Origin of the sequence: Paenirhodobacter sp., assembly GCF_050177655.1 — a bacterium.
GTDB lineage: Bacteria > Pseudomonadota > Alphaproteobacteria > Rhodobacterales > Rhodobacteraceae > Rhodobacter.
Genome location: NZ_JBFXGV010000033.1, coordinates 13,354 through 37,275 on the forward strand (window position 1 = coordinate 13,354; position 23,922 = coordinate 37,275).

Consider the following 23,922-nt stretch of genomic DNA (forward strand, 5'->3'; position numbering starts at 1 on the left):
GGTCCGCCCCGGGCATAGCTGCCAACCCGGAGAAAGACCATGCAGACCACTACACTTTCCTTTGCCAACATGCACAACTATGGCGAGCTTTTCGCAAACCTTTTTCGCGCCAGACGGCAAAGCTTCATCGTTCAGAAGAACTGGGACCTGCCCGAGGAGATGGGCATGGAGTTCGACCAGTATGACACGCCGCAAAGCCGCTGGATCGCTATCCACGACTTCGGCCACGTTCTTGCGGGGATGCGCCTGACGCCGACCACGGCGCGCTGCGGCATCTATTCCTACATGATCCGCGACGCGCAGAAAGGGCTGCTCGGCGGCTCGATCCCGTCCGACCTGCTTTACGGCGAGGCGCCGGTTTCGCCGCAGATCTGGGAGAGCACCCGCGTCTTCGTTTCGCATGACATCCCGCAGAGCCTGCGCCGGCGCGTACATTTCCGCCTCGCCGAATCGATGGTGAGCGCGGCGCGCGAACTGGGGGCGACGAAGCTGATCGCGCTCACCGCGGCGAACTGGCCGCGCTGGTACGGCCGCTGCGGCCTGGCCGCCGAGGCGATCGGGCGCCCGATGTTCATCGACGACGGCGACTATCAATGCGTCTCGATCGACCTCGCGGGCAAGATGCACTGATGGCGGGGCCGGGAGGTCAGACCGGCCATGGCGCGGGCCTTCGGGCCCGTGCCCTCGCCCCTTTCGCAGCCGCGAAGGGGGCGATAATGTGAGCCATCATGCCCGATCTCTTTGACGCTCAGCCGCAGGCCGCGGCGCCCGAGGCGCCCCGGCCGCTCGCGGACAGGATCCGCCCGCAGCACCTTTCCGAGGTGATCGGGCAGACGCATGTGCTTGGCCCCGAGGGGCCGCTCGGCGCGATGCTGGCGGCCGGGTCGCTCGGCTCGGTGATCTTCTGGGGGCCGCCGGGCGTGGGCAAGACCACGATCGCGCGGCTGCTCGCGCATGAGACCGATCGCGCCTTCGTCCAGATCTCGGCGATCTTCACCGGCGTGCCGGAGCTGCGCAAGGTCTTCGAGGCGGCGCGGCTGCGCTTCACCCAGGGCAAGGGCACGCTGCTTTTCGTCGACGAGATCCACCGTTTCAACAAGGCGCAGCAGGACAGTTTCCTGCCCTGGATGGAGGACGGCACGATCCTCCTCGTTGGCGCCACCACCGAAAACCCGAGCTTCGAGCTGAATGCCGCCGTGCTGTCCCGCGCGCAGGTCATCATCCTCGAGCGGCTCTCGCTCGCCGATCTCGAACGGCTCGCGCAGCGGGCCGAGCAGGTTCTGGGCCGTGCGCTGCCGCTCAAGGCCCCCGCGCGCGAGGCGCTGCTCGAGATGGCCGATGGCGACGGGCGCGCCGCGCTCAACCTGATCGAGCAGGTGATGGCCTGGAAGGTCAGCGCGCCGCTCGACACCGCGCAGCTGTCGAGCCGGCTGATGCGACGCGCGGCGAAATACGACAAGTCGGGGGACGAGCATTACAACCTGATCTCGGCGCTGCACAAATCGGTGCGCGGCTCCGACCCCGATGCCGCGCTCTACTGGTATGCGCGCATGCTCGAGGGCGGCGAGGATCCGCGTTATCTGGCGCGGCGCTTCGTGCGGATGGCGGTCGAGGATATCGGTCTCGCCGATCCGCAGGCGCAGACCCATTGCCTGCATGCCTGGGAAACCTACGAACGCCTCGGTTCTCCCGAAGGGGAGCTCGCCTTGGCGCAGGCGGTGATCTATCTCGCGCTCGCGCCGAAATCGAATGCGGGCTATGTCGCCTACAAGGCCGCGCGGGAGGCAGCGCGGCGTTCGGGCTCGGAGCCGCCGCCGCGGCATATCCTCAACGCGCCGACGCGGCTGATGGAGGAGCAGGGTTTCGGCGCGGGCTATCAATATGACCACGACGCCGAGGACGGCTTCTCGGGGCAGAACTATTTCCCCGAGACGATGAAGCGCCCGGTGCTTTACGCCCCGGTCGAACGCGGCTTCGAGCGCGAGCTGAAAAAGCGGGTCGAGTGGTTCGCGAAGCTGCGCGACAAGCGCGGCGGTTGACTTTTGCGCGCCGGGGCGCTTTGAGCGGGGGCTTCGGAATGGGCTGGAGAGTGAGATGTTGATGAACCTGCTGCAAGTCGCGCTTGGCGGCGCGATCGGCGCCTCGGGGCGCTATCTGTCGGGCATCGCGATCCTGCGCCTCCTTGGCCCGCAGCCGATCCCGCTTGGCGTGATCTTCGTCAATATCGTCGGCTCCTTCCTGATGGGGGCGCTCGTCACCTTCCTCGGGCAAAAGGAGCTGACGCATTGGAACGCGCTGCTCGCGACCGGGGTGCTCGGTGGCTTCACGACCTTTTCCTCCTTCTCGCTCGAGACCTGGACGCTGATCGAACGCGGTGACATGGGCCATGCGGCCTTTTACGTCGCCGCCTCGGTTCTCGCGGCGCTCTCGGGCCTCATTTTCGGGGTGCATCTGATGCGCTGGGTGCTGGCATGAGTTCGGTTCAAATGATCACCGTCAGCGAGGCGGAGGGCGAAAGCCGTCTCGACCGCTGGCTGAAGAAACGCTTTCCGCAGCTGACGCAGGGGGCGGTCGAGAAGATGTGCCGCACCGGGCAATGCCGCGTCGATGGCGCCCGGGTGAAGGCGAATTCCCGCATCGCGCCGGGGATGGAGGTGCGGGTGCCGCCCTTGCCCGCGGCCGGGGCCGAGGGCACCGCGCCCGAGCGCCGCTCGGATGCGCGCCGCGAGGGGCGCGAGATCCCGGCCTCCGATGCCGAGATGATCCAGCGCTGTGTGCTCTGGAAGGACGAGCATATCATCGCGCTGAACAAGCCGCCGGGGCTGCCCTCGCAGGGCGGGTCGGGGCAGGGGGATCGCCATGTCGACGGCCTCCTCGACGCGCTGAAATTCGGCTACAAGGACCGGCCGAAGATGGTGCACCGGCTCGACAAGGACACTTCGGGCGTGCTGCTGATCGCGCGCACCGACCGGATCGCGCGGGCCCTGTCGGAGGCGTTCCGGCTCAAGACCACGCGCAAGATCTACTGGGCGGCGGTCGCCGGCCTGCCGAACCCGAAGATGGGCACGATCCGCTATGGCCTCGTGAAGGCGCCGGGCCACGGCCGCGGCGGCGAGGGCGAGAAGATGATCTGCATCCATCCCGCGAAGATCGCCGCCACCCCCGACGCGAAACGCGCGACCACCGATTACGCGGTGATCGACGCGCTTGGCACGCGCTGCGCCTGGGTCGGGCTCGTGCCGATCACCGGGCGTACGCATCAGCTGCGCGCGCATATGGCCGAGATCGGCCATCCGATCATCGGCGACGGCAAATATGGCGGCTCGGGGCAGGAGAACCTCGGCGACGGCTGGGGCGCGCAGCTGGGCGGCGAGATCTCGCGCAAGCTGCATCTGCATGCGCGTACGATCAGCTTCGACCATCCGATCACGAAGAAGCGGATCACCGTCACCGCGCCCTTGCCCGAGCACATGAAGCGGACCTGGAAGACGGTTGGCTGGAACGAGGGCGACGCGCCCGAAGACCCGTTCGCGGAGGAGGAATGAAGCTCGTCATCTTCGACGTCGACGGCACGCTGAGCGACAGCCAGCACCAGATCTGCGCCGCGATGGACTGGGGCTTTGCGCAGCTGGGCCTGCCGGTGCCGCCGCGCTCGGCGATCCTCTCGATCGTCGGCCTCTCGCTGCCCGAGGCGGTGGCGCAGCTCGTGCCGCAGGAAAGCGCCGCGACGCAGGCGCGGATCGTCGAATTCTACAAGGACAGCTACAAGACCCGGCGGATCGCCGAGCCGGCGCCGCTTTTCGCGGGCGCGCGGGATTGTCTCGACCGGCTTGCCGGGCGCGAGGATCTGCTCCTCGGCGTGGCGACGGGGAAATCGCGCCGAGGCCTCGACGCGCTGATCGAGCATCACGGGCTTTCGGGCTATTTCATCACCCGGCAGGTCGCCGACGATCACCCTTCGAAACCGCATCCCTCGATGCTGTTCACCGCGCTGGCCGAGGGCGGGGTCGAGGCGCGCGATGCGGTGATGATCGGCGACACCACCTATGACATCGAGATGGGCCGTGCCGCGGGGCTGGCGACGATCGGGGTGGGCTGGGGCTATCACCCGGTCGAGGAGCTGGTCGAGGCCGGCGCCGACCGGATCGTTGCGGATTTCGCCGCGCTCGAGGCGGCGATCGGGGAATTGCTGGGGGAAGAGGCATGTGCGCCTGGGAAGTGAAGCGCTTCTGGAAGGAAGCCGGGGTGAACGAGGTCGAGGGCGGTTTCGCCGTGCATCTCGACGGGCGCGCGGTGAAGACGCCGGCGAAGGCGCCGCTCGTGGTGCCGACGCGCGCGATGGCGGAGGCGATCGCGGCGGAATGGGACGCGCAGGAGGGCAAGGTCGACCCCGCCTCGATGCCGGTGACGCGCGCGGCGAATTCGTCGATCGACAAGGTGCGCACCCAGCTTTCCGAGGTCGCCGCCCTGATCGCCGCCTATGGCGAGACCGATCTGCTGTGCTACCGCGCCGAGGCGCCCGAGGCGCTGATCGCGCTGCAGGCGGAGGGATGGGACGCGCTCCTCGACTGGGCGCATGCGACCCATGGCGCGCGGCTTGCGGTGACGCAGGGCATTCTGCCCGTCGCGCAGCCCGCCGAGGCGATCGCGGCGCTTGCCGCGCAGGTCGCCGCGCTCGACGAATGGGAGCTCGCCGCGCTGCATGATCTCGTCGGCATCACCGGCTCGCTCGTGCTTGGCCTTGCGGTGGTGCAGGGGCGGCTTGGCGCGGCCGAGGCCTGGGATCTCTCGCGCATCGACGAGGAATGGCAGATCGCGCAATGGGGCGATGACGAGGAAGCGCGCGAGCAGGCCCTGCTCAAGAAAGAGGCGCTTCTGGCCGCGGAGCGATTCTGGGCGCTGCGCCACCCCGCCGCGACTGATGCAAATTGACGCAACTCCCGCGGCGTCAATGGGCACGCCGCGGGCAATTGCCCAAGGCGAGGGCAATCGCCGGGCAAAAAGGCGCGGACTGGCCTTGACCTTTATTTGACCTTTCGATCACACTTGCGGCACTGGGGATCTTCCCCCAACGACGATCCAGACCCGACACGGGCATCCAACCGCGCTCCGAACGCGCGGCAACTCAGGAAGAGGTAAACATGAAGAAATCCGTATTCATCGGCACGCTGGTCGCGGCGGGTGCCCTCGCTTCCGTCGCCGGCGCGACGACGCTCGAGGACGTCAAGGCGCGCGGCGTGCTGAACTGCGGTGTGAACACCGGGCTCGTCGGCTTTGCCGCGCCCGACGCGAACGGCAACTGGTCGGGCTTCGACGTCGCGATCTGCAAGGCCGTCGCCGGCGCCGTGCTCGGCGATGCCTCGAAGGTGAAATACGTTCCGACCACCGGCCAGACCCGCTTCACCGCGCTCGCCTCGGGCGAGGTCGACATCCTGTCGCGCAACACCACCTGGACCTTCTCGCGCGACACCGACCTGAAGCTCGATTTCGTCGGCGTGAACTACTACGACGGCCAGGGCTTCATGGTGCGCAAGGACAGCGGCATCACCTCGGCGAAGGAACTCGATGGCGCCTCGATCTGCATCCAGACCGGCACCACGACCGAGCTGAACCTGGCCGACTACTTCAAGGCCAACAACATGACCTATCAGCCGATCGCGATCGATTCGAACGCGGAAGGCGAGCAGCAGTATCTGGCCGGCGCCTGTGACGCCTACACCACCGACGCCTCGGGCCTCGCCGCGACCCGCGCCGCCTTCGCCGATCCGGAAAACCACATCATCCTTCCGGAAATCATCTCGAAGGAACCGCTCGGGCCGGCCGTGCGCCAGGGCGACGACCAATGGGCCGACATCGCCCGCTGGACGCTCAACGCGCTGATCGCCGCGGAAGAATACGGCATCACCTCGGCCAATATCGACGAGCTGGCCAAGGGCACCGACAACCCGGAGATCAACCGCATCCTCGGCGTCGAGGGTGACCTCGGCAAGATGATCGGCCTCGACAACGACTGGGCCGTGAACGCGATCAAGGCCGGCGGCAACTACGGCGAGATCTTCGCCGCGACGATCGGCGAATCGACCCCGATCGGGCTTGCCCGCGGCCTGAACGCGCAGTGGAAGCAGGGCGGCCTGCTCTACACCCCGCCGTTCCGCTGATCTGATCTTCGAAGGGGCGCGCGAACTGCGCGCCCCTCTCGCTTCAACGTAACCCGTGCCGGGACATTCCCGCAAACAGGGCGCAAAGCCCGGACAGGCATGGGGACAGGGGAAAACGAATGACAAGCGCCTCTGACGCGCCGGGCCGAGGCTTTCGGCTCAGCCAGCTTATTTACGACACCCGATACCGCTCGCTGACGATCCAGTTCGTCACGCTGATCCTGGTGGTGGCGGGCTTCGCCTGGCTCGTCGACAACACGATCCAGAACCTCAATGCGCTGGGCAAGGATTTCAACTTCGGCTTTCTGGGCAATCGCTCGGGCTATGACATCGCGCAGCACCTGATCCCCTATTCGAACGACAGCACCCATGCGCGGGCGATGCTCGTGGGGCTTCTGAACACGCTCTGGGTCTCGATCCTGGGCTGTGCCGCCGCCACGGTGATCGGCGTTTTCGTCGGCGTGCTGAGGCTTTCGAACAACTGGCTCGTCGCGCGGCTGATGACCGTCTATGTCGAGACATTCCGCAACATTCCGGTGCTGCTCTGGATCCTCGTCGCGATGGCGGTGCTGACCGAGATCACCCCCTCGCCGAACGCCTATAAGGTCAACGCGACCACGGGTGAATCGAATGCGCAGATGATCCTGTTCGATTCGGTCGCCTTCACCAACCGCTATACCGCGATCCCCGCCGCGCAATTCGACCGCTCGCTTGGCGTGGTCGACACGCCGCTGGCGCCGATCTCGCTCAATTTCCTCGCGATCGCCGTGGTGCTGATCGCCTCGATCTGGGTGAACGGCAAGCTGCGCGCCCATGCCGCGAAGGTCCAGAACGAGACGGGCACCCGCCCGGTGACCTGGTGGAAGAGCCTGCTGATCCTCTTCGGCCCGCTCGTCGTGCTGCTCGTGGCGCTGGGCTTCCATCTGGTCGAGCCGACGCTGAAGGGCTTCAACTTCACCGGCGGCACCAATGTGACGAACGCCTTCGTCGCGCTCTGGGCGGGGCTGTCGCTCTATACCGCGGCCTTTATCGCGGAGATCGTGCGCGCCGGCATCATGGCGATCTCGAAGGGCCAGACCGAGGCCGCCGCGGCGCTCGGCCTGCGCTCGGGGCGGATCATGTCGCTCGTGATCCTGCCGCAGGCGCTGCGGGTGATCGTGCCGCCGCTGATCTCGCAATATCTGAACCTGACGAAGAACTCCTCGCTCGCGATCGCGGTGGGCTATATGGACCTGCGCGGCACGCTCGGCGGCATCACGCTGAACCAGACCGGGCGCGAGCTCGAGGCGATCCTCCTCATGATGCTGATCTATCTCGGCATTTCGCTGACGATTTCGGGGCTGATGAACATGTTCAACGCCTCCGTGAAGCTGAAGGAGCGCTGAGATGACCGCTTCGACCCAACGCCCCTATGTCCGCGAGCAGATGCTGCCGCAGGAGCCGCCGCCCACGGCGCAGACCGGCGGCGTGAAATGGCTGCGCGAGAACCTGTTCTCGAGCTGGCTCAACACGCTGCTCACCCTCGCCGGCGCCTTCATCGTCTATTTCCTGGTGTCGCATTTCTACCCCTGGCTTTCGCACGGGGTCTGGAACGCGCAAAGCCTGCCGGAGTGCCGCACGATCATCACCGAGCGCTACGGCGAGGGTGCGACCGGCGCCTGCTGGGCGGTGATCCGCGATCGCTGGACGCAGTTCATCTTCGGCTTCTACCCGCCGGAGCTGTTCTGGCGCCCGGTGCTGACCTTCGTGCTGATGTTCGTCGCGGTGGCGCCGATCCTCTTCCCGGTGCTGCCGCGCCAGATGCTCCTGTTTTCGATGATCTTCCCGCTGGTCGCGATCTGGCTGCTCTGGGGCGGCTCGCTCTGGCCGGTGGTGATGATCGGGGTGGGCTTCGGCATCGCCTTCGCCGTGCTCAAGGCGCTCGCCCCCTGGGGCGTGCCGCTCGGCGTCGGTGCCGGTGTCGTGGTCGCGGTGCTGTTCTGGCTCTTCGCGACCGGGCCGATCGACGATCTGCTCTCGCAGGTGCTGCCGATCGCGCTCGAACCCGTGGCCTCGCGCCAGTTCGGCGGCTTCCTGCTGGCGATCACGCTCGGCGCCGGCGGCATCGCGATGTCGCTGCCGCTCGGCATCATCCTGGCGCTTGGCCGGCAGTCGGACATGTTCCTGATCAAGAGCTTCTCGATCATGTTCATCGAGTTCATCCGCGGCGTGCCGCTGATCTCGCTGTTGTTCGTCGCCTCGCTGCTGCTCAACTACTTCCTGCCGCCGGGCACCAACTTCGACATCATCCTGCGGGTGATGATCCTGGTGACGATGTTCTCCGCCGCCTATATCGCCGAGGTGATCCGCGGCGGTCTCGCGGCGCTGCCGCGCGGGCAATACGAGGCGGCCGATGCGCTCGGGCTCGACTACTGGAAGGCGCAGCGGCTGATCATCCTGCCGCAGGCGCTGAAGATCTCGATCCCCGGCATCGTCTCGACCTTCATCGGCATGTTCAAGGACACGACGCTCGTCACCTTCGTCGGGCTCTACGATCCGCTCAAATCCATCCCCGATTCGATCCGCGCCGACATCGCCTGGAAGGGCACCTATTGGGAGCACTTCATCTTCGTCGGGGCGATCTTCTTCATCCTCAACTTCAGCATGTCCCGCTACGCGATGTATCTCGAGCGCAAGCTGAAGCGTGACCACCGTTAAGGAGCCTGAACCATGTCGGAGCAAATCGAACGCACCGTCGATCGCAGCCAGATGATGGTCTCGGACGAGGTCGCGATCCAGATCGAGAGCATGAACAAGTGGTACGGGCAGTTCCACGTGCTGCGCGACATCAACCTGACCGTGCAGCGTGGCGAGCGGATCGTCATCGCGGGGCCTTCGGGCTCGGGCAAATCGACGATGATCCGCTGCATCAACCGGCTGGAGGAACACCAGTCGGGCAAGATCATCGTCGACGGGATCGAGCTGACCTCGGATCTGAAGAACATCGACAAGGTGCGCTCGGAAGTGGGCATGGTGTTCCAGCACTTCAACCTCTTCCCGCATCTGACGATCCTCGAGAACTGCACCCTCGCACCGATCTGGGTGCGCAAGGTGCCGAAGAAGGAAGCCATTGAAACGGCGATGTATTTCCTCGAGAAGGTGAAGATCCCGGATCAGGCGCACAAATACCCCGGCCAGCTTTCGGGCGGGCAGCAGCAGCGCGTGGCGATCGCCCGCTCGCTCTGCATGAAGCCGCGGATCATGCTCTTCGACGAGCCGACCTCGGCGCTCGACCCCGAGATGATCAAGGAAGTGCTCGACACGATGATCCAGCTCGCCGAGGAGGGGATGACCATGCTTTGCGTGACCCACGAGATGGGCTTTGCGCAGGCGGTGGCGAACCGGGTGATCTTCATGGCCGACGGGCAGATCGTCGAACAGAACAACCCGCATGACTTCTTCCACAACCCGCAGTCGGAGCGGACGAAGCAGTTCCTGAGCCAGATCCTCGGGCATTGACCAAAGCGGGGCGGCAAGCCGCCCCGCGTCATCCCTGCCGGGGGCGGCGGGTCACTCCAGCGTGGCGATGATCGTGCGCAGGATCTCGACGCCCTCGCCCTTTTCGGACGAGGTGACGACGAGTTCGGGATGCGACGCGGGGTGCTTGGCAAGCGCGGCCATCACCTGCGCGATGACCTTCTCGCGCTCGGTCTTCGAGATCTTGTCGGCCTTGGTCAGCACCGCCTGGAAGGTCACGGCGGAGCGGTCGAGGAGTTTCAGGATCTCCTCGTCCACCGCCTTCACCCCGTGGCGCGCGTCGATCAGCACGAAGACGCGGCGCAGGTTCACGCGACCGGACAGATAGGCCTTCAGCAGTTCCTGCCATTTTCGCACCACCGGCACCGGCGCCTCGGCATAGCCATAGCCGGGCAGGTCGACGAGATAGGGGCCGTCGGTGGTGGTGAAGAAGTTGATCTCCTGCGTGCGGCCCGGGGTGTTCGAGGCGCGCGCGAGGTTCTTGCGATTGGTCAAGGCGTTGATCAGGCTCGATTTTCCGACGTTCGAGCGGCCCGCGAAACAGACTTCGAGCCGGTCGGCCGGCGGCATGCCGTTCATCGCGACCACGCCCTTGAGGAACTCGACCGGCGCGGCGAAGAGCAGCCGCCCCTTTTCGCGCGAGGCGTCGTCGGGTTCGGGGGCGAGGGTGAATTTCATGTCCATCAGAGCACCTCGATCCGGTCGCCGCGCGCGATCACGCCCGGCTCGGTGACGGTCAGGAAGACGCCGAGATCGGTGTGGCCGTAAAGGCCTTCGAGCGTCTTGAGCATGTCGATGTCGCGCGCCCCGGTCTCGGGGTTCACGTCGGTGGCGCGGCAGCGGCCGACGCGCTCCTTCACCTCGAATTCGGCTGTGCCGATGCGCAGGCGGCGCCCGATCAGCTCGAATTCGGCGAAGGGCGCCCAGCCCTCGGCCCAGAGATTGGCGCGGAAGCGGCGGGTCGACAACGTCATGCCGCTGCGCGCCTCGAGATCGGCCAGCGAGGCCGCGCCGATCAGCGAGAGGCAGGCATAGGGTTCGTCGCAAAGCGGCTGGCCCGGGGCGCGCACCACCGCGGTGGGGGCGGGGGCCTCGGCGGGCCAGAGCGGGCGCAACCACTCGATCAGACGGGCCTGATCCTCCGCCGCGGCAGGTGCAATCTCGAGCGGCGCGACGTCGGGGTGCTCGAAGCGCCAGCGCCCGGGCGCGGTTTCCCGCGCGGTGACCTGCATCAGCGCCGGGGCCGAGCGGCCGATCACGAAATTCACCTTCTTGCCCCAGGCGGTGGCAAGGCCCTCCTCGGTGCGGCCGATCTTGGAGATCTCGGTCAGTACCGCCCATTCCCGGTCGAAAGGCAGAGCGCCCCCCATTGCCAGGGAGGCGCCTGCGATCTCTTCGAGCCCGATCGACTTGATCGGATGACGGAAGATATGGGCGAGCTGCGCCGTCATTTCTTCGGCGGCTCGACGGCGGGCTTTTTCTTGAAGCTCGCCCTGATATTGCCGAAGAGGTCAGGCCGTTTTCCGTGCATCGTCAGGATCGTGTACTGCTGCAGGAAGGTGATCGTGTTGTTGGTGATCCAGTAAAGCACGAGGCCCGAGGCGAAGCTGCCCAGCATGAACATGAAGACCCAGGGCATCCAGGCGAAGACCATCGCCTGCGTCGCGTCGGTCGGCGCCGGGTTCAGCTTTTGCTGGAACCACATCGAGATGCCGAGCAGGATCGGCAGCACGCCGAGCGAGAACATGAAGAACATCGAGCCGGGTTCCGGCGTCGCCACCGGCAGCAGGCCGAAGAGGTTCAGGATCGAGGACGGATCGGGGGCCGAGAGGTCGCGGATCCAGCCGAGGAAGGGCGCGTGGTAAAGCTCGATGGTGACGTAGATCACCTTGTAGAGCGAGAAGAAGATCGGGATCTGCAGGAGCACGGGGAGGCAGCCCGCGGCGGGGTTGACCTTCTCGCGCTTGTAGAGGCCCATCATTTCCTTCTGCATCGCGGCGGTGTCGCCCTTGGTGCGCTCCTTCAGCGCCTCCATCTCGGGCTGCAGCTCCTTCATCTTCGCCATCGAGACGTAGGAGGTGCGGGCGAGCGGGAAGACCAGCGCCTTGATGATGAAGGTCAGCGCGATGATCGCCCAGCCCATGTTGCCGATCGCGCCGTGCAGGAAGTGCAGCAGGCGGAACATCGGCTTGGTCAGGAAGAAATACCAGCCCCAGTCGATCGAATCGATGAAACGGGTGACCTGCGGGCGGGTGGGGTCGACCTTCGCGCCGAGCAGCCCGTCGAGCCAGCCCGGATCGTTCTGATAATGCGCGATCGCGCCCCATTCCTTCGCGCCGGCAAACAGACGGCTCTGCGTCGAGGAGGACATCCCCGGCGCGACCTCGACCACGGGCAGGCGGGTCTCGGCCTGATAGAGATCGGCGGAGGCGGTGTATTTCACGACCGAGGTGGAGACGCCGTCGGCGGGGATCAGCGTCGTCATCCAGTATTTGTCGGTGAAGCCGGTCCAGTCGTTCTGGGTGGCGTTGAGGATCTCGGCCTGACCTTCGCCCTCGATGGTCTTCAGCTTGGTGAGATCCTTGTATTTGATCTCCTCGAGCTTGCCGTCGGTCATCCGCACCGCACCCTCGTGCAGCACATAGACGCGGCGGCTTTCCGGGATGCCGTGGCGCGCGATGATGCCATAGGGGGCAAGGCGCACCGGGGTGGTGCCGGTGTTCTCGACGCTCTGGGTGATCGTGAACATGTAGTCGTCATCGACCGCGATGGTGCGGGCGAAGCGCAGCCCGGCGCCATTGTCCCAGGTCAGGGTGACCGGGGTCGCGGGGGTGAGGACGGCGTCCGCGGGGGCGGTCCAGATCGTCTTCGGCCCGGGAACGAGCGCCGGGTCGAGCCCGCCGGCAGGCGACCAGCCATAGACCGCGTAATAGGGTTTCGCGGCCTCGAGATCGGTGCCGCCGATCGGGGCGAGCAGGCGCACGAGCGGCGAATCCGCGGCGAGCGTTTCCTTGTAGTTCTTCAGCGAGAGGTCGTCGAAGCGGCCGCCCGCGAGCGAGATCGAGCCGGTGAGCGCCGGGGTGTCGATCTTGATCCGCGGCGCATCGGCGACGGCATCGGTCGCTGCGGCCACCGGAGCGATGGTTTCGGTCGTCGCGGGGGTGGTAAGCGTGGGCGAGGCCGCCTGATCGCTCGCCGCGGTCTGGGTCGCCGTCGTCGTGTCCTCGACCGGCGCCGGCGGCTGTGGCGGGAACAGATAGGTCCATGCGAAGATCACGAGTGCCGAAAGCACGGTCGCGAGGATGAGGTTCCTGTTCTGGTTGTCCATTGGGTGCAATCCGCCTGCCATCCGGGTTCGGCCCGGTTCAACAGAAGGGGCCGACAAAGGTCAAGCGGTTTTCCCGAAAACGGCCGGTATCGCAGGTCTCACCTGCGGAAATGCCGCGATCGGGGAGGTTTCCGCGGTTGCGGCGGATCACGCGCCGCGGCGCGTGATCTGGGGCGTTTCCGCGAGCTTGGCGCGATGGCGCGCAATCCAGGGCAGGGTTTCCTCGAGCGGCATCGGCGATGCGATCGCCCGACCCTGGACATGACCGCAGCCGAGCTGCGCCAGCATCGCATGCTCGCCGATCGTCGCCACGCCTTCGGCAATCGTTTCGAGGCCGAGTCCATCGGCGAAGGAGATAATCGCGGCGACGAGGCGCTGTTGTTCCGGATCGCGATCGACATGGGTCACGAAGGAACGGTGCACGCGGATCCGGCGTGCGCCGGCGCGGCGAATCGAGAGGACGGAGGCCGGCCCGGCACCGAAGCCGGCGAGTTCGATCTGGCAGCCGAGGCGGTTGAGGGCCGCAAGGTTGTGGCCGATAACCTCTTCGTCGAGCTGTGACGAGAGCGCCTGCTGCAGCACCAGCCGGATCCGGCCGGGGGCGATCTCGAACCGGTCGAGTTCCCATTTCAGCCGTTCGGCCATCTTCGGATTGGTCATCAGGTCCGGAGACAGCGACAGCGAGACCGGCCCCATGGGCTCGGAGCTGCGGTCCCATTCGCGCAGCGCGCCGAAGGCCTGGTAGAGCATCACTTCGGAGAGCCGATGGCGCAGCTGCGGCGAATCGGTCGCGGGGAGGATGTCGACCTCGGTCAGCACGCCGCGTTCGCGGTGCAGCCAGCGGGGGACAACCTGCATGCCCGAGATCTCGCCGGTGTCGGTGCTGAGCTGAGGCTGGAAATAGGCGGTGATCTGGCCGTTCTCGAGCGCTTCGGCGACCTCGCCGGAGAGGGCGTTGCGCGCCTGGGTGGCGTGCTGCACTTCGCTCGAAAAGGCGCGAATCGCGCTTGGCCCGTTGCGTCGCGCCTCTTCCGCGGCGACTTCGGCGGCGGCGAGCAACGCCTTGCCGGTCGGTTCGGGGGCGCGTTTCATCAGGCAGAAGCCGACGTGACAGCTGGCCGTGATCGAACGCGCGGCGATCGAGATCGGCTCCTCGCAGGCGTTTTGCAGGCGCGCGGAGAGCTGGATCATGCTTTCGAGATCGGGGCGCGGGGTCGGCTTGAGCAGGATCGCGAAGCGCGGCCCGTCGAGGCGCGCGACCCGGTCGCATTCGCGTAGGGCGCCGCGCAGACGGTCGGCGGTGCGTTGCAGCACCTCGTCATATTCGAAGCGCGTCGTCTGGCGGGTGAGAATGTCCGGCTCGTCGAAGCCGAGCACGAGACAGGCGGTGGCGCGCGTCGTCGCCGCGGCCTCCTGCATCAGGCCGCCGAGGATGTCCTCGGCTTCCTCCCGCAGTGGCAGGCCGGTGACGCCGTCGCGCAGGATCTCCTCCTCCTCGTCCGGCACGGCGAGGGGGCGCGTCATCCAGGCGACGATCAGCGCGGTCGCGCCGAGCAGGACCATCGCCTGCAGCCCGAACCAGAGCCCCGCCAAGGCCACGGCGGGCAGAAAGGCGACCATTTCGCGCCGCATCAGGATCGGCCCTGCATGCGTCTTCGCCAGACGGGTTCCCTTGGCGGAACCCGAGGTCAACCAACCCCCGATCTTCGACATCTTCAGCCCTCGGCCAGCTTGCACAAGAGGGGCATGCCCCTCGATCGCGTCCAACCTAGGGCCGAGTGTTAAGCGATGGGTTAAGGGGTGCCGCGCAAATTCGGGATGTTTTCGTTAAAATCCGCGCTTTCCGGCGCCGCCGTGCGGATCAGCCCGGCGAAATCGAAGATCCCGGGGTCGCACAGATGCGAGGGGCGCACGTTCATCAGCGCGCGGAACATCACCTGCCGGCGGCCGGGGCTGTTACGCTCCCAGCCGTCGAGAATCGCCTTCACCTGCTGGCGTTGCAGCCCCTCCTGCGAACCGCAGAGATCGCAGGGGATGATCGGGTATTGCATGCCACGGGCGAACCTCTCGCAATCCGCCTCGGCGACGAAGGCGAGCGGGCGGTAGACGAAGAGATCGCCGTCCTCGTTCACCAGTTTCGGCGGCATCGTGGCGAGCCGCCCCCCGTGGAACAGGTTCATGAAGAAGGTTTCGAGAATGTCGTCGCGGTGATGGCCGAGCACCACGGCGGAACAGCCCTCCTCGCGTGCGATGCGGTAGAGATTGCCGCGCCGCAGCCGCGAGCAGAGGCTGCAATAGGTGCGCCCCTGCGGGATCTTGTCCATCACCACCGAATAGGTGTCCTGATACTCGATGCGGTGCGGCACGCCCATGCGCGAGAGGAACTCGGGCAGGACGGTGGCGGGAAAGCCGGGCTGCCCCTGATCGAGGTTGCAGGCCAGAAGATCGACGGGCAGCAGGCCGCGCCATTTCAGTTCGTGCAGCACGGCGAGCAGCGTATAGCTGTCCTTGCCGCCCGAAAGGCAGACGAGCCAGCGCGCGCCGCGCTCGATCATGCCATATTTTTCAATGGCTTCTCGGGTTTCCCGCACGATCCGCTTGCGCAGTTTCTTGAACTCGGTCGAGCTGGGCGCACCGGCGAAGAGCGGGTGGATCGGGGCGTCTTCGTCATCGAGCATCGCGTTTCTCCTGCGCGCGCTGCGCATCGAATTCAGGATCGGCGCCGGGCACCGGATCGTAGCCGTGACCGCCGAGCGGATGGCAGCTCAGCACCCGTTTCGCGGCGAGATAGGATCCTTTGAATGCGCCGTGGCGTTCGAGCGCCTCGAGCGCATAGGCGGAACAGGTCGGCTGATAGCGGCAGCCATGGCCGACCCAGGGCGAGAGAAACAGCCGATAGGCGCGCACCGGCAGCGCGACGAGCGCGGCGAGCGGGCTCATCCCTTGCCCCTCCGCCGGCCTTTCTGCGGGGCAGAGGTCGGGCGCGGTTTCTGGCTGCGGCCGGCATGCAGATCGGCGATGGCGCGGGCGAGATCGGCCTGCAACGCGGCGAAATCGCGCGCGATCGTCGCTTCGGGCCGACCGACGAGGACATAATCCCATCCGGGGCGGGCGAGACCCGGCAGACCGAGCCGCGCCACTTCGCGCAGCCGGCGCTTGGCGCGGTTGCGCGCCACGGCATTGCCGATCTTCTTCGAGCAGGTGAAGCCGACCCGGACCAGATCACCGGGCGCGGGCTCGTCCTCGCGTCGGGCGCGGGCCTGCAACAGGAACCCCGGCGTGCCCTGACGCAACGCCGAAGCCGCGCGCAGATAATCGGCGCGCTTGCGCAGGATTTCGATGCGCGGCTTTGCGGCAGGATCCGGACAAACGGAAACCGCCGGGGCGCTTCCCACGCCCCGACCCTGCGGGTCAGTCGCGGGAGCCTCCGGCGGTGTCATGACGTCAGGCTGCGGCAGCCTTACGCCGACAGAACCTTGCGGCCCTTCGCGCGACGCGCGTTGAGGACTTTGCGGCCACCCTTGGTCGCCATGCGGGCGCGGAAGCCGTGGCGGCGGGCGCGCACGAGTTTCGACGGCTGATAGGTGCGTTTCATCGCGATAACTCCGGTTCGTACTACGGTAGGGCAACGCGAATCCTGCCGGATTCGGCTGCCGCTCATGTTCGAGGCCCGGGCTATAGGGGCAATGCGGCCGCAAGTCAATTCGCTGCGGGCGTTTTTTCGCGCCCGCGACGGCATTCCGGGGCTCGCGCGTATGTTACGACACTCAGCGCCCTTCCGCCGCAGGCGAGGCGCGCCTATTTATTCCCGGAAAGCTTTGGTATTTCATGCAGATGCCGAAGGGTACGGTGAGGCGGGGGGAAGGCCCGCAGGCGGGGCGGCCCGCCAGTATGGGTAGAATGGCGATCAACACTCTCTCCGGGCGTTTCCTGATCCTCACGACGGTCTTCGTCGTGTTGGCGGAGATTCTCATCCTGCTGCCCGGGCTCGCCAATTTCCGCGAGGATTATCTGCTGACGCGCCTTGAGCGTGCGCAGATCGCCTCGCTCGCGCTGCTCACCACCGATCAGATGATCGAGCCCGATCTCGAGCAGGAACTGTTGAACAACGCCGGCGTCTACAACGTCGTCCTGCGCCGCGATGCGGTGCGCCAGCTCGTGCTGTCCTCGCCGATCCCGCAGCCGATCGCGGCGACCTTCGATCTGCGCGAATCGACCTTCTGGACGCGGGTGCGCGATGCGCTCTCGGTGCTCGCCGATCCGGAGAATCACGTGATCCGGGTGATCGGCGATCCGGTGCAGAAGGGCGGGCTCGTGATCGAAGTCACGCTCGCGACCGGGCCGATGCGGATCGAGATGATCGAATACGGGCTGCGGCTGCTCTCGCTTTCGGCGATGGTCTCGGTGATCACGGCCTTCCTGCTCTTCTTCCTCGTGCGCCGGCTGATGGTGGTGCCGATCAAGCGCGTCGTCGCCCATATGACCGCCTATGCCGAGGCGCCCGAGGATGCGCGCCGGATCATCGCCCCCGAGGCGCGGATCGAGGAGCTGCGCGTGGCCGAGGAGGCGCTGGCCTCGATGCAGCGCCAGCTCACCGCCGCGCTGAAGCAGAAGGAACGCCTCGCGCAGCTGGGTCAGGCGGTGGCGAAGATCAGCCACGATCTGCGCAACATCCTGACCACGGCGCAGCTTTTCGCCGACCGGATGGAGGGTTCGAAGGATCCGGGCGTGCAGCGCGCCGCGCCGAAGCTGATGAATTCGATCGGGCGTGCGGTGAACCTCTGCGAGACGACGCTCGCCTTCGGCAAGGCGGAGGAACCGCCGCCGACGCTCTCGCGCTTCATGCTTTCGGGCCTCGTGACCGAGGTGCTGGAAAGCGAGCAGCCCCCGGCCGATGCGGCGCAGATCGACTTCGTCACCGATGTGCCGCCGAATCTGGTGATCCGCGCCGATCGCGAACAGCTTTACCGCGTGCTCTCGAACCTCGTGCGCAATGCGCGTCAGGCGATCGAGGCCACGGGCGCCCCCGGCACGATCGAGATCGGCGCCGGGGAAGAGCCGGGCGGCAACTGGATCCGGGTGCAGGACACCGGCCCCGGCCTGCCCGAACGCGCGCGCGAGCACCTGTTCCAGCCGTTTTCCGGCGGCGTGAAGAAGGGCGGCACCGGGCTTGGCCTCGCGATTTCGGCCGAGCTGATCCGCGGCCATGGCGGGCGGCTCGAACTGGTGCGCACGGATGAGACCGGCACCGAGTTCCGCCTGCATCTGCCGCAGGATTTCGACCTCTCCGGCAGCGAGAAGGGCGGCGAGAGGGCCGAATGAGCCCTGCGCCCGGCGCGTGGCTGCCTTGCGCGACGGAACCGCTTGCGCGCTGCGTTCCATAGGCAAATCAACGGATAAACTGGGGTTTCGTTATGTTGAAATTGCGTTCTTGGGCCACGCCTCTGGTGATCGGCTCCTTCCTCATCATGGCCGTGACTGGCGTCCTGATGTTCTTCCACCTCGACACCGCGACGATGAAGACGATCCATGAATGGGCCGGCCTCGTGATGGTCGCCGGCGCGATTGCGCATGTGATTCTCAACTGGCGCGCCTTCTCGCTTTATTTCAAGCGGCCGCTGGCGGCGGGGATCATGGCGCTGGGCGCGGTGGTGCTGGCCGTGACCTTCGTGCCGAACGTGATCCCGGGCGTCGTCGAGGGCGCGGGCCTTGGCCCGAAGGTGGTGATGGACTCGATGGGCAACGCCCGGATCGAGACGCTTTCCGAGCTCTCGGGCAAGCCGGTCGACCAGCTGATGAGCGAGTTCGAGGCCGCGGGCCTGACCGGCATCGACCCGGCGAAGACGGTGAAGGCGAATGCCGGCGGCGACGGCGGGAAGCTGCGCGAGATCCTGGCCGTGGCGCTGGTGCCGAAATCGTAAGCGATCGAAAAAGTTTCGGGAGGTGGTGATTTCGCCCTTGCAAAGGTTTGGACCGGGGGCTAAATCCCACCTCCACAGCGGACCCGTAGCTCAGCTGGATAGAGCATCAGACTACGAATCTGAGGGTCGGGCGTTCGAATCGCTCCGGGTCCGCCATTTCCAAAAATATCCAGATCCCACGCGCCCTTGGCCAATCGCCGAGGGCTTTCTGTTTGGGATGTGTCGGGGTGGGGCGCACTCTTTCGCCTGCGCCCCGGAAGCGTCTTACCCCTCCTGATGCAGGCCGAAGGCGGCGGGGTGAATCAGCTCGCCCGCCGGCTCCTCCGCGTCGAAGGGCAGGGCCAGGATGTACTGCGGCGGGCAGTCCCCCACCCGCAGGCCCGGATAGGCCCTGAAGCCGAAGCGGCCATAATAGCCAGGCTCGCCGACCAGGACCGCCCCCTTGCAGAAGGGGCGCAACCGATGGATCGCCTCGACCATGAGCGCGCTGCCGATCCCCTCGCCGTGCCGCGAGGGGGTGACGGCCAGCGGGCCGATCAGCCCCCAGTTCTGCGCGGCGCCAAGACGCCCCATCGAGGCCGCGAGGTAGCCGACCGGCTGCCCCTCGTCCTCGGCCAGCAGCGACAGGATCAGCCCGTCGTCATCGCGCAGCCGGTCGACGATGTCGGCCTCCGTTCCCGACGCCTGCGGCAGCAGCTTCATCGCTTCGGTCACGATCGTGCGGATCGCCGCGATGTCGTTTCGGGTTTCATTGCGGATCAGCATGTCATGCTCCCTGGTTGTCGAGTTGGGCGCGGACCGACAGGCGGCCGCGTTTCGAGATGCGATAGGGGCTGCCGGATCGGGATTCGATCAGCCGCTTGCGGCGCAGCTTGCTGAAGACGGTCATGTCGAAGTCGGACAGGATCATCCCGTCGCGCGTGACGCAGGTGACGGCGGTGATCTTGGGGCCGTCTTCGCGTTCGTGCAGAATGCGGCCGCCGAGAGCCAGAACGTGCAGCGCACGCTGTTCGTTTCTTGAGATATTCATGGAAGTCTCGTGTGACAGACGTGAAAAACGCCCGGGCGCGATTGCGTCCGGCGGTTCGGGGGTCACGCGGCTCTCTGAGGTTCAGAGAGCCATATCACACAAGCTCTGACATCCAGTCTCCGTTGTCCGAAAGACAGTCTTGGCCGTCTCTCGAAGGCAAATATAGGCGCGCCCACCCCGGATCGCAACGCGCGGAGCGGCCTTTTTCGCGAGGCTCCGGGGAGCGTCGGACACGCTCGCGTGTCTGCGTTCCGTTCGGGTCGCGGAAGCGCTTGACTGCACCCGGGGCAGCGGGGAGAAAAGCGCACCGGTTCGCGGCGGAATGATCCGGTCGCGAGGGGCCGGCCGGCAGGGGTGAGGCCCGCCACGCAACCTTCCCGACAGGAGTGCGCCATGAAATTCCGCTTCCCGATCGTGATCATCGACGAGGACTTCCGCTCGGAAAACTCCTCCGGTCTCGGCATCCGCGCGCTGGCGCAGGCGATCGAGGAGGAGGGGTTCGAGGTGCTCGGCGTCACGAGCTATGGCGATCTCTCGCAATTCGCGCAGCAGCAGAGCCGCGCCTCGGCCTTCGTGCTTTCGGTCGATGACGAGGAATTCACCCCGGGGCCGGAGCTCGACCCCGCGATCATCCGGCTGCGCGATTTCATCGAGGAGGTGCGCTGGAAGAACGCCGACGTGCCGATCTACATCCATGGCGAGACGAAGACGGCGCGGCATCTGCCCAATGACGTGCTGCGCGAGCTGCACGGCTTCATCCACATGTTCGAGGACACCCCCGATTTCGTGGCGAAACACATCATCCGCGAGGCGAAGGGCTATCTCGAGGGGATCCAGCCGCCCTTCTTCCGCGCGCTGCTCGACTATGCCGAGGACGGTTCCTATTCCTGGCACTGCCCGGGGCATTCGGGCGGCGTCGCCTTCCTGAAATCGCCGATCGGGCAGATGTATCACCAGTTCTACGGCGAGAACATGCTGCGCGCCGATGTCTGCAACGCGGTCGAGGAACTGGGGCAGCTGCTCGACCACAACGGAGCGATCGGCGCCTCCGAACGCAACGCGGCGCGGATCTTCAACGCCGATCACTGCTTCTTCGTCACCAATGGCACCTCGACCTCCAACAAGATGGTGTGGCACCATACCGTGGCGCCCGGAGATGTTGTGGTGGTTGACCGCAACTGTCACAAGTCGATCCTGCATTCGATCATCATGACGGGGGCGGTGCCGGTCTTCCTCAAGCCCACCCGCAACCATCACGGCATCATCGGCCCGATCCCGCGCTCCGAATTCGAACCCGAGACGATCAAGGCGAAGATCCGGGCGAACCCGCTGCTCGAGGGTGTCGATGCGGAGGCGGTGAAGCCGCGGATTCTGACGCTGACGCAATCGACCTATGACGGGGTGCTTTATAACACCGAGGTGATCAAGGGCGCGCTCGACGGCTATGTCGAGAACCTGCATTTCGACGAGGCCTGGCTGCCGCATGCGGCCTTCCATCCGTTTTACGGCACCTTCCACGCGATGGGGCGCAAGCGGGCGCGCACGCAGCATTCGGTGGTTTATGCGACGCAGTCGATCCACAAGCTGCTCGCCGGGATCAGCCAGGCGAGCCATGTGCTCGTGCAGGAAAGCGAGGAGACGAAGCTCGACCGGCATCTCTTCAACGAGAGCTATCTGATGCACACCTCGACCTCGCCGCAATATTCGATCATCGCGAGCTGCGACGTCGCCGCGGCGATGATGGAGCCGCCGGGCGGCACCGCGCTCGTTGAGGAATCGATTCTCGAGGCGCTCGATTTCCGCCGCGCGATGCGCAAGGTCGACGAGGAATTCGCCGATGACTGGTGGTTCCAGGTCTGGGGGCCGACCGAGCTCGAGGAAGAGGGGATCGGCCGCGCCCGCGACTGGGTGCTGCGCCGCACCGACGAGGACGGCGTGCAGATCGCCGATGGCGAGGACAGCTGGCACGGCTTTGGCGACATGGCGCCGGGCTTCAACATGCTCGACCCGATCAAGGCGACGATCGTCACCCCGGGCCTGAACCTCGACGGCCGTTTCGAGGACTGGGGCATTCCCGCCTCGATCGTGACGAAATACCTCGCCGAACATGGCGTGGTGGTGGAGAAGACCGGGCTCTACTCCTTCTTCATCATGTTCACGATCGGCATCACCAAGGGGCGGTGGAACACGCTCCTGACCGCGCTGCAGCAGTTCAAGGACGATTACGCCAAGAACCAGCCGATGTGGCGGGTGATGCCGGAATTCTGCGCCTCGCAGAAGCGCTATGAGCAGATGGGGCTGCGCGACCTGTGCCAGCACGTCCACCGGCTTTACGCGAAATACGACGTCGCCGTGCTCTCGACCGAGATGTATCTGAGCGATCTGACCCCGGCGATGAAACCCTCCGACGCCTTCGCCCATATCGCGCGGCGCACGACGGAGCGGGTCGGCATCGACGATCTCGAGGGGCGGATCACCACCTCGCTCGTCACCCCCTATCCGCCGGGGATCCCGCTGCTCATTCCGGGCGAGGTGTTCAACCACAAGATCGTCGAATATCTCAAGTTCAACCGCGAATTCGCGCGCGAATGCCCGGGGTTCGAGACCGATATCCATGGCCTCGTGCAGGAGGTCGGCCCCGATGGCGTGATGCACTACTACGCCGATTGCGTGACGGAGTGACGCAAGCGAAAGGGGCGCCCCGCAAGGCGCCCCTTTTTCCATTTCGCCTCAGCGCTGCCGGATCGCCACCGAATAGGGCATCTCGGGCGGCGCATCCTGGGCACGCGCGTCGATCAGCGCCGCCGCCTCGCGTGCCTGCACCGTTCCCTCGCCCCCCAGCACGCCGAATTGCGCGAGATATTCCGGCAGGTGGCTCGAGAACACGAGGCGCCAGTCGAGCGGCAGATCGGGCTTGAGCACCTTTGCGAGCTGATAGACCACCGTCGTGCAATTCGCGGTGAGCGTGTTGTAGAACTCGGGCCGCGCCTCGAGGCGCTGGGCGAGGGCGACATAGGAGAGGAACATCACGCGCCGCTGCTCTGCGGTCAGAACGATCGGATACATCCGCACCGGGTCGCGGCGGAAATTTGTGCGCAGCTTGACGATGTCTTCCGCTGTCGCGCCGCTCAGCACCAGTTCGAACTGGCGGAAGAAACCGCCGATCTCGTTGAATTTCTCGCCTTTCTCGCGGCGGATCTCGACCGAGAAGACGGCGTGATCGCCATTTGCGAAGCCGAAGCTGACCAGCAGATGCGCGATGTCGGGGTTGTCCCAGACCGAGGTGAACATGTCGACGGTCTCAAGCTGGCGCAGGTCATAGCTGCGACTGATCCAGCGCTCGGTCGCCTCGGTCTCGCTCGTCCAGACGAAGTCGCGCAGATCGCTCAGCGTGACGATGTCGCCATCAACGCGCGCCTTCACCCCGCGGGAGACGTCGTCTTCCCAGATCCGGTCGTCGCGGGGCGTGATCGTCTGATACCAGCCGCCCACGGTGAGCGCGGCGAGTGCCAGCACCGCCCAGCCGAGGCGGCGGGAGCGCAAGAACCGCAACCCGAGCGCGGCGAGGCCGGCGATCGCCACCGCGGCGATCGCCGCAATCCGGGCGGCGCCGGTCAGATGCAGCGCCAGCGCGGTGACGGCCCAGGCGCCGGCGCCGATCACGATCAGGCCAAAGCCGAGATGGGCGAGGATCTTGAGAAAGCGGGTCATCGGGGTCTCCGTGTCAGGGCCCGGGCGGCGGGGCCGCCCGGGGGAGGGCGGCTCAGGCCGGTTCCTTGGCCGAGACCTGGGCAAGCAGGCGTTCGGTGCGGGCATCTTCGAGCTTGTTGTAGATGCGATCCGATTCTTCCTTGTCGCGCAAGGCCTTGGTGATCGCTGCGGTGGAATGGACCAGCATCAATGCCGCCATCGCGTAAAAGCCCTTGGCGGAAATGCTCGCCTGCAGCGACCAGATGCCACCGGCCATCA

25 protein-coding genes and 1 tRNA gene are annotated in these 23,922 nt (G+C 66.2%); 14 read left to right on the forward strand and 12 right to left on the reverse strand.

Annotated features, from left to right (window positions below; translation table 11 throughout):
* Window positions 1-39 precede the first annotated feature (39 nt).
* The 10 genes from AB7U46_RS12160 to AB7U46_RS12205 all read left to right on the forward strand — a co-directional run bounded on the left by AB7U46_RS12160 (window position 40) and on the right by AB7U46_RS12205 (window position 9,656).
* Window positions 40-630: an acyl-homoserine-lactone synthase gene (locus AB7U46_RS12160; protein ID WP_428337242.1), complete on the forward strand. Its 591-nt coding sequence runs from the start codon at window positions 40-42 to the stop codon at window positions 628-630.
* 98 nt (window positions 631-728) lie between these two features.
* The gene (locus AB7U46_RS12165) at window positions 729-2,039 is read left to right on the forward strand and encodes a replication-associated recombination protein A (protein WP_428337243.1); all 1,311 of its coding nucleotides are present in this window, start codon (window positions 729-731) and stop codon (window positions 2,037-2,039) included.
* A gap of 61 nt (window positions 2,040-2,100) precedes the next feature.
* Window positions 2,101-2,475, forward strand: coding sequence for a fluoride efflux transporter CrcB (crcB, locus tag AB7U46_RS12170; RefSeq protein WP_428337244.1), 375 nt, complete (start codon window positions 2,101-2,103; stop codon window positions 2,473-2,475).
* On the forward strand, window positions 2,472-3,545 hold the full coding sequence (locus AB7U46_RS12175) for an RluA family pseudouridine synthase (protein ID WP_428337245.1): 1,074 nt from the start codon (window positions 2,472-2,474) through the stop codon (window positions 3,543-3,545). Before crcB ends, AB7U46_RS12175 begins: the two co-directional genes overlap by 4 nt.
* Window positions 3,542-4,222, forward strand: coding sequence for an HAD-IA family hydrolase (locus tag AB7U46_RS12180; RefSeq protein WP_428337246.1), 681 nt, complete (start codon window positions 3,542-3,544; stop codon window positions 4,220-4,222). Before AB7U46_RS12175 ends, AB7U46_RS12180 begins: the two co-directional genes overlap by 4 nt.
* Window positions 4,204-4,932, forward strand: coding sequence for an ATP12 family chaperone protein (locus tag AB7U46_RS12185; protein ID WP_428337247.1), 729 nt, complete (start codon window positions 4,204-4,206; stop codon window positions 4,930-4,932). The genes AB7U46_RS12180 and AB7U46_RS12185 overlap by 19 nt, the downstream gene beginning before the upstream one ends.
* A 209-nt stretch (window positions 4,933-5,141) precedes the next feature.
* Complete coding sequence (locus AB7U46_RS12190) at window positions 5,142-6,158, forward strand: amino acid ABC transporter substrate-binding protein (protein ID WP_428337248.1); 1,017 nt, start codon at window positions 5,142-5,144, stop codon at window positions 6,156-6,158.
* A 119-nt stretch (window positions 6,159-6,277) separates the two neighbouring features.
* The gene (locus AB7U46_RS12195; RefSeq protein ID WP_428337249.1) at window positions 6,278-7,543 is read left to right on the forward strand and encodes an amino acid ABC transporter permease; all 1,266 of its coding nucleotides are present in this window, start codon (window positions 6,278-6,280) and stop codon (window positions 7,541-7,543) included.
* A gap of 1 nt (window position 7,544) precedes the next feature.
* On the forward strand, window positions 7,545-8,855 hold the full coding sequence (locus AB7U46_RS12200; RefSeq protein WP_428337250.1) for an amino acid ABC transporter permease: 1,311 nt from the start codon (window positions 7,545-7,547) through the stop codon (window positions 8,853-8,855).
* Window positions 8,856-8,867: 12 nt separating this feature from the next.
* A complete protein-coding gene (locus tag AB7U46_RS12205) occupies window positions 8,868-9,656 on the forward strand; it encodes an amino acid ABC transporter ATP-binding protein (RefSeq protein ID WP_428337251.1) in 789 nt (262 codons plus the stop codon).
* 51 nt (window positions 9,657-9,707) lie between these two features.
* On the opposite strand, the gene yihA is transcribed toward AB7U46_RS12205, so the two are convergent.
* From yihA to rpmH, 8 genes are all read right to left on the reverse strand, one after another.
* A complete protein-coding gene (gene yihA, locus AB7U46_RS12210) occupies window positions 9,708-10,358 on the reverse strand; it encodes a ribosome biogenesis GTP-binding protein YihA/YsxC (RefSeq protein WP_428337252.1) in 651 nt (216 codons plus the stop codon).
* Window positions 10,358-11,125: an MOSC domain-containing protein gene (locus tag AB7U46_RS12215; RefSeq protein WP_428337253.1), complete on the reverse strand. Its 768-nt coding sequence runs from the start codon at window positions 11,123-11,125 to the stop codon at window positions 10,358-10,360. The genes yihA and AB7U46_RS12215 overlap by 1 nt, the downstream gene beginning before the upstream one ends.
* Window positions 11,122-13,002 (reverse strand): membrane protein insertase YidC, encoded by a 1,881-nt coding sequence (gene yidC, locus AB7U46_RS12220; RefSeq protein WP_428337254.1) that lies wholly within the window; start codon window positions 13,000-13,002, stop codon window positions 11,122-11,124. Before yidC ends, AB7U46_RS12215 begins: the two co-directional genes overlap by 4 nt.
* Before the next feature lie 147 nt (window positions 13,003-13,149).
* Window positions 13,150-14,715 carry an EAL domain-containing protein gene (locus AB7U46_RS12225; protein WP_428337255.1) on the reverse strand — a complete coding sequence of 522 codons (1,566 nt, stop codon included), beginning with the start codon at window positions 14,713-14,715 and terminating at the stop codon, window positions 13,150-13,152.
* Between the two features lie 80 nt (window positions 14,716-14,795).
* The gene (ttcA, locus tag AB7U46_RS12230; RefSeq protein WP_428337256.1) at window positions 14,796-15,680 is read right to left on the reverse strand and encodes a tRNA 2-thiocytidine(32) synthetase TtcA; all 885 of its coding nucleotides are present in this window, start codon (window positions 15,678-15,680) and stop codon (window positions 14,796-14,798) included.
* The gene (gene yidD, locus AB7U46_RS12235) at window positions 15,670-15,942 is read right to left on the reverse strand and encodes a membrane protein insertion efficiency factor YidD (protein ID WP_428337257.1); all 273 of its coding nucleotides are present in this window, start codon (window positions 15,940-15,942) and stop codon (window positions 15,670-15,672) included. The genes ttcA and yidD overlap by 11 nt, the downstream gene beginning before the upstream one ends.
* Window positions 15,939-16,442, reverse strand: a complete 504-nt coding sequence (rnpA, locus tag AB7U46_RS12240; protein ID WP_428337258.1) for a ribonuclease P protein component — start codon at window positions 16,440-16,442, stop codon at window positions 15,939-15,941. Before rnpA ends, yidD begins: the two co-directional genes overlap by 4 nt.
* A 20-nt stretch (window positions 16,443-16,462) precedes the next feature.
* Complete coding sequence (gene rpmH, locus AB7U46_RS12245) at window positions 16,463-16,597, reverse strand: 50S ribosomal protein L34 (RefSeq protein WP_076483939.1); 135 nt, start codon at window positions 16,595-16,597, stop codon at window positions 16,463-16,465.
* A gap of 305 nt (window positions 16,598-16,902) precedes the next feature.
* On the opposite strand from rpmH, the gene AB7U46_RS12250 reads away from it, so the two are divergent.
* The 3 genes from AB7U46_RS12250 (at window position 16,903) to AB7U46_RS12260 (ending at window position 19,079) form a co-directional block, all read left to right on the forward strand.
* Window positions 16,903-18,324 (forward strand): sensor histidine kinase, encoded by a 1,422-nt coding sequence (locus AB7U46_RS12250; RefSeq protein WP_428337259.1) that lies wholly within the window; start codon window positions 16,903-16,905, stop codon window positions 18,322-18,324.
* A gap of 95 nt (window positions 18,325-18,419) precedes the next feature.
* Window positions 18,420-18,923, forward strand: coding sequence for a DUF4405 domain-containing protein (locus tag AB7U46_RS12255; protein WP_428337260.1), 504 nt, complete (start codon window positions 18,420-18,422; stop codon window positions 18,921-18,923).
* A 79-nt stretch (window positions 18,924-19,002) separates the two neighbouring features.
* Window positions 19,003-19,079, forward strand: a tRNA-Arg gene (locus AB7U46_RS12260).
* 108 nt (window positions 19,080-19,187) lie between these two features.
* On the opposite strand, the gene AB7U46_RS12265 is transcribed toward AB7U46_RS12260, so the two are convergent.
* Together AB7U46_RS12265 and AB7U46_RS12270 are read right to left on the reverse strand one after the other, a co-directional pair.
* Entirely contained in the window at window positions 19,188-19,688 is a 501-nt protein-coding gene (locus tag AB7U46_RS12265) for a GNAT family N-acetyltransferase (RefSeq protein ID WP_428337261.1), read from the reverse strand.
* A gap of 1 nt (window position 19,689) precedes the next feature.
* A complete protein-coding gene (locus tag AB7U46_RS12270) occupies window positions 19,690-19,953 on the reverse strand; it encodes a YjhX family toxin (protein ID WP_428337262.1) in 264 nt (87 codons plus the stop codon).
* Window positions 19,954-20,346: 393 nt separating this feature from the next.
* Here AB7U46_RS12270 and AB7U46_RS12275 point away from each other — a divergent pair, with 393 nt between their 5' ends.
* A complete protein-coding gene (locus tag AB7U46_RS12275; RefSeq protein WP_428337263.1) occupies window positions 20,347-22,635 on the forward strand; it encodes an Orn/Lys/Arg decarboxylase N-terminal domain-containing protein in 2,289 nt (762 codons plus the stop codon).
* A 48-nt stretch (window positions 22,636-22,683) separates the two neighbouring features.
* Here the strand turns inward: AB7U46_RS12275 and AB7U46_RS12280 are convergent, their stop codons facing one another.
* The gene (locus AB7U46_RS12280; RefSeq protein WP_428337264.1) at window positions 22,684-23,664 is read right to left on the reverse strand and encodes a DUF4105 domain-containing protein; all 981 of its coding nucleotides are present in this window, start codon (window positions 23,662-23,664) and stop codon (window positions 22,684-22,686) included.
* 52 nt (window positions 23,665-23,716) lie between these two features.
* Window positions 23,717-23,922: YiaA/YiaB family inner membrane protein (locus AB7U46_RS12285; protein WP_428337265.1), on the reverse strand; the 206-nt coding region annotated here is incomplete at its 5' end.